At 60.9% G+C, this 5573-nt stretch carries 6 protein-coding genes; 3 read left to right on the forward strand and 3 right to left on the reverse strand.

The features are described from left to right. The coding region (locus A5624_RS17940) for a 3-deoxy-7-phosphoheptulonate synthase (protein ID WP_197518982.1) at positions 1-511 on the reverse strand (511 nt) is incomplete at its 3' end. A gap of 262 nt (positions 512-773) precedes the next feature. Continuing rightward, positions 774-1043: a hypothetical protein gene (locus tag A5624_RS17945; protein WP_066868761.1), complete on the reverse strand. Its 270-nt coding sequence runs from the start codon at positions 1041-1043 to the stop codon at positions 774-776. Positions 1044-1067: 24 nt separating this feature from the next. Here A5624_RS17945 and A5624_RS28670 point away from each other — a divergent pair, with 24 nt between their 5' ends. The 3 genes from A5624_RS28670 (at position 1068) to A5624_RS27540 (ending at position 5206) form a co-directional block, all read left to right on the forward strand. Continuing rightward, complete coding sequence (locus A5624_RS28670; RefSeq protein ID WP_197518983.1) at positions 1068-1385, forward strand: hypothetical protein; 318 nt, start codon at positions 1068-1070, stop codon at positions 1383-1385. Positions 1386-3338: 1953 nt separating this feature from the next. Then, positions 3339-3806: an SRPBCC family protein gene (locus A5624_RS17955; RefSeq protein WP_066868765.1), complete on the forward strand. Its 468-nt coding sequence runs from the start codon at positions 3339-3341 to the stop codon at positions 3804-3806. Positions 3807-4468: 662 nt separating this feature from the next. Beyond that, entirely contained in the window at positions 4469-5206 is a 738-nt protein-coding gene (locus A5624_RS27540) for a TetR/AcrR family transcriptional regulator (RefSeq protein WP_082990599.1), read from the forward strand. Positions 5207-5363: 157 nt separating this feature from the next. On the opposite strand, the gene A5624_RS28675 is transcribed toward A5624_RS27540, so the two are convergent. Then, a partial coding sequence (locus tag A5624_RS28675; RefSeq protein WP_197518984.1) for a type II toxin-antitoxin system Phd/YefM family antitoxin occupies positions 5364-5573 on the reverse strand: 210 nt, incomplete at its 5' end.

Here is a 5573-nt window from a genome sequence, read left to right on the forward strand (position 1 = left end):
GCACCAGCCGCGACGGGTCGTGGTCGCGCACGGCGGCGTCCGGGGCGAAGCCGTTGATCATGTCGCCGCGGTAGGACCGCAGGCCCAGCGCGTCGATGTCGGCCGAGCGTGGCTTGGCGTACTGGCCGGCGATGCGGGCGACCTTGACCACCGGCAGGCTGGCGCCGTATGTCAGCACGACGGCCATCTGCAGCAGGGTGCGGATGTTGCCGCGGATGTGGGGTTCGGTGTTCTCGGTGAAGGTCTCGGCGCAGTCGCCGCCCTGCAGCAGGAACGCCTCGCCCCTGGCGACCTGGGCAAGCTGTTCCTGCAGCCGGACGATCTCCGACGGCACCGTCACCGGCGGGACGCTCTCGAGGACGGTGCGCATCGCCGCGGCCTCCGCGGCGTCCCAGCTGGGCTGCTGGGCGGCCGGCTTGGCCAGTGCGGCGTCCAGCCGAGCCCGCAGGTCAGGCGACAGCGGCGGCAACTGCGGCAGCTGGTCGATCGGGATGTCGACGGTCCAGTTCATCGGTCCATGGTAACCGGACTCGGACTGCTCGACCGTAGGGCGAATTTCGATCAAGGAACGTGAAACCTGCTGTCGCAGAACGTAGTCCATCGCCGCCATCTCTATCGTAGGGTCTTTCGTCGGCAGGCGCTCCGCGTACCGACGTTGTTCACGAGGCAGACAACCGCACTGCTGAATCCATTCCTGCTGGGGCGGTGGGGTGTTCGTTCGTCTGCACTGGTTCGGTCCGCATGAGTTGGTGTCGAGTCATAGGCGGTTGTACTCATAGGGTGGCTCGCTGAGCGTGTGACTCAAATACACATTGCGCGGCTAGCCTTGAGGCGGAGTTGACCTCCTCGTAGCCGGGATACTTGCCGATGCGTTGGACAACTTCGAAGAAAATGCCGTCGCCGATCACGAGTGTGAAGAAGTGGTAGAACTGCCCGCCGAAGGTATCGGCGTCGTAGAGGATTCCATAGCTGCTCATGATATTCAGTTGGGCTGAGGTGAACTCGATTTGTGTAGCCGGGGCGTCATAGTAGTTCTGCGGCACGGGAAGAGGCTCAAACCCGCGTTGTTGCCTGCGGTCGGCCGCATTGAAGATGTCGTCAGTGCGGAGGCGATGTGGGTAACGCCGCCGAATCGTGCCAGTGGCGATCGATTAGGTTCTGACGTCATGGCCGGTATTGTGCTGAGTTCAACACGCAGCGTACCTGCGTGCGGGGCGTCGAGAGTAAAGGCGCGGCCGCATAAGGCCGTTGGCGTCGACGAGATCGTGACCTTCTTGGGACTGCATCCCGAACACCGACCGCAACAGCAGCATGACACCGGACTGCCTGTCTTCGGAGACAGTCAGGGCTACCTGATCAACGAAGTTGAGAGACGTTGCGGCTGATATGGATTGGGCTCCAGGGGCGAGGTTTGAATGATGCGGATGGTCCCGTGGCATGTGGGCGCGCTTGCAGATCGAATGATGTCTCATCGGTGACCGTGACCAGGTTGACACCGACGTTGCAGGGGTTTGCGCTAGTCGCTGGCTGCTAGCACCGAGCATTTCGGGCAAGATGTTCCTCTGGATACTGCGGGCCCAATTTCAACAAATCTAGCGGGCCGTTTCGTCGCTTGAATGCCCAAACCATAAGTCATCGATACAGGCGCTGCAAAGTTGAACTGGTGAACAACTAGTTACGCGAAACATAAACGCTTCTTACGCAAAGCAGTGAAATGCACGGCCACCTCTTAGTATGCGCCGCCGTCGTGGGCTAATTGTGTCGTATGTCATTGTAGCCGGAACCTACTAGATGATTCGTAATTGCTATCACGAGTGGTATCGCTCGCGAACGCTGGACTTACCGAAGGTTCGGTGGTTAGCACATGAAATCCCCGATTTACCTCAACGCAAGTCGGCTTCTGCCCGCCGGCGTGGGCGTCCCGTCGTTCCCGCGACCGGGTCACCTCGGCAGAGCCGGCGCGGCCATCGTGATAAGCAATCAAAGCTGTTGGCGCACAGCGGGGTTGCCACTGCGGGGCGAGTGCCTGGCCCGTGTGAGTGAAGGATGTTACCTTGCGGGAGAGTGGCGGGGCGACGATTGCTTCCGCAAAGTAGTTGTGGTGTAACCGAAGAACGAGCCGCTAGTAGCTGACGATTGCTGTCGCGATCATCGAGTTCGCCACAGTCGTTGTACGCCAATATCGTCGGTCCGACTCCGCAAGACGCTGAACCGGGGAACGCCAGCACAGGGGGAACACCAGCACAAGCTTCAACGATCGTCTACGCTCACTCCAACAAGCCGGTGTTGCGATCACCGGTTGAATCCAGCGGCTCTCGGCGACGGTGGCGTCAGCGGATGGGGTACGCGATGAGCGTGGGCTCGCGCCGCTGGTTATCAGACCAACACCAACGGACTATCCCGGGTTTAGTTCCGTTCTTAATGGGACGATCAGGAGGATGCCCTCTAGGTCCGGTCAGCAGGCTAAACCCGAGCAGGCAAACCGGAAGAGCGGCCAATTCCTTTGTGGCGCAGCATTTGGAGCTTGACGCGTACAGTCGGCCGATCTCGTGGAAGCATGGCGACCGCTGCATTAGATACGAGCCGAGGTTTTGCTTTGTCGATTCTGCTCTTGCGCCCAGCAGGGCGGGGGAGCGGCGCCGTACTGCGGCCTACGACGGGTGATGCCGTGGATTGTCGCCGGAATGATTCATCGAATGAAAGCGGGCCCAGGTTTGGCCGCTGCTTGCTGCTCGAGCACTTTGTATGTCATGAATCGCCGATCCGTTGGCCACCGCCCCGATGGTTTCTACTGCGGTGATCACGGCGGAGACGTCAGGACCCCTGTGCTACAAGGTCTTTGGCGGGGATGCAACGGCCGGCAGCTGGTTGTCGTCGCCGACCACTCCGCTGACGTTCAGTTGAATGAGCGCTGGATGAGCGGGCCAGCAGACATCGAATGCTGAGAGCCCATTGCCCCAGCTTCTCGACCAGTGCCTGCCGGCGGTGCTGAGATCGGGAGCGGTGGAGATCATCTGCTCGCATGCCATGCGCAGCAGTCTTTGCGCCCGCTCACATGGTGATACAGCGCCGCCGCAGTGCTGAGACCGATGCGCTGAGCAACTGACTCCATCGTCACCGGGTCCAGCCCTATCTCGCTGACCGCGTCGGCGGTGAGGCGACGGTTGATCCCCAGGCCGACCTGCTGAGGATGTTGGCGCCACTGCACGAGGTCATCGAACAGATTTAGAATACTTCCAGGAGTGGATACTTGGGCTTGTGGAGGTAAGTTACCGTTAGGACGCGACCTCTACAGTCCGCTGTCGACGTGCTGTCCATGATGGGTGAAAGGGTTTGCCTTGTCTCTGTTGCAGAAGGATGAAACGCTGTCTGCCTGGACCGATGTGCGCGCTCCGGCTCACGCCGTGTACGCCCTGGTCTCCGACATCACCCGTATACCGCAGTGGAGCCCGGAGACTGTCAGCGCCCGATGGCTCGACGCGAAGACTTTCGAGGCACGCAACCGGCGCCGTCTTGGCCGATGGACCACGACATCCAATGTCGAGACCGCCGAACCAGACCGCGAATTCTCGTTTATCGTCCAGGCTTTCGGCGGTGACTGGACTCAATGGACGTTTCGCCTCGACTCGGGCCCGTCAGAGAACACAACACGTTTGACCGAAAGCGTCCGCATGTGTGTGCCCATGCCGCTGACCGCCGTCGTCTTTGAGCTCCTTTTCCTCTGGGTCCGAGATCGCCGCGCCGACCTGCAGGCCAACCTGGAGAAGTCGGTTGAACGCATCCGAATGATCATTGAGGAGCAATAGGTGAGATACCTAGACAGGATCGCGGTGGTGACCGACGCCTAAGCCCAGATCACCCGCTTGCTCACCCAAGACCAACGGGCTGGCATGGATCAAGGAATTACTCCACGGGACGCCGAATCACGCCTTACACCTTCTTGTCGCGCCGAATGTGTTAGTCCGTGGGAGCTTTGGCCCGAAGCAGAGGTTCGGCGTAGGTGGTGTAGGTGATGTATGTGGCGAATTGCTCGACGCGGGACTCGAACGACTGGCTCGCAGATCGCTTTGAGTTTTGAGGCCAGCCAGGCCTGGACATGGGCAAGGGGTCCTCGCGTGGCGGGAGCAGGCCGTGTGCTCGAGGAGGCTGCGCAGATGTGCGACCTGGCTGTTTTGTCCGGCGGCGTCGAAACCGTCGTGGCTGAGTGGGATGTCCTCACTGGCCAGGCCAGACAGTGCCGGATCCGAGGATGCTGTCATCCATGCAGCGCTGTCGGTGCGCCAGCCAATCGGCGATCACCGCCAGCGTCCAGTCAAAGACAGTCAGCACACTGCGTCGTTTGTCGGTGTCGGCGCGCTGTTTGATCCGACCGGGACGCCGGCAACAGCCGTCTGCTAGATTCACAGTCACAGTGAATGTAGCATTCACTGTGACTGTTGATTGGCAGAAGGGGTGAAGGGTGGCACCGATGACCCGCCCCGGCCGCGATGGCGAGGTCATCCGTAGCCGAATCCTCACATCCGGCCGCGAAATATTCTCTCGGCGTCCGTATTCCGACATCAACGAGAGGCAAATATGCAAGCACGCAGGCGTCAGCTCCGGAGCACTGCGACATCATTTCGGCGACAAACTGGGTTTGTTCATGTCGGTGGTCGAGGGTCTGCAGCGTGACGCTTGGTTGCGCATACAGGCAGCCATCGGACAGCACCAAGAATCTTGGGATCGGTTCCGCGCTGGGATCGTTGCGTTGCTGGACGCTTGGGCCCAACCCGCGTACCAAACAATTTTGCTCGCTCAAGGACCCGCCGCTATTGGGTGGGAACAGTGGTTTGCCCTCGACATACCTCATTACGATGAGCTCATCCAGGCAATCGCCGAAACGCTAGCGCCCACCAAGCCCGGCGGGTGTGCTGCGACCATGCTGGTCGCCACCCTGCGCGGCGCATTGAACGAACTTTCTTGGGAAATCGCCCAATCCGTCGATCCCGTAACAGCGCGCCACCATGCCCTGACTGTCATCGATAAGCTCTTATACAGTTTCCGCCCAACACCGCCCCCCACACCCGCTAATAAGCCGAAGCGCACACGGGCCGACAAAAGACGCGATGCAACCGACAATACCTCGAAGGGGCGGAAACCGGGCGAACGCGCGACGACGCCGCCCCGGCGCGTTAGCTTGAAACGCTTACGCGAGGCGACGAGCTAACCGGTCTGACCAAGCTGTCGATGCCCTAGTCGTGCTGGCTTTTCCGGCCTGTCGAGCGCAGGTCGTGGGGATCCGTTCCCTCACCGTTCACACGGGGTGTTTGCGGCGCGAAGTTTGGCTGGCTATTGCTGTGAAGAGCTGGCTCGGGTGGCCGCCGTCAGTTCGTGGGCTGCTGCAGGCGCGCCACGACCCGTCCGCGGCGGGTCACGTCGATGGTTTCGCCGGCCGCGACGCGGTCGATGTAGTTGCCGAGATCGATTCGCAATTGCCGGATGCCGATGCGATCGGGTATCGCGCCAGTGTGGGTCACCTGCGGCGACTCACAGGCCTTGCTCAGAAGGCAATCGATGATGGCTAGGGCATGGTC

This window comes from Mycobacterium sp. 1482292.6, from assembly GCF_001672995.1.
Classification (GTDB): Bacteria; Actinomycetota; Actinomycetes; order Mycobacteriales; family Mycobacteriaceae; genus Mycobacterium; species Mycobacterium europaeum_A.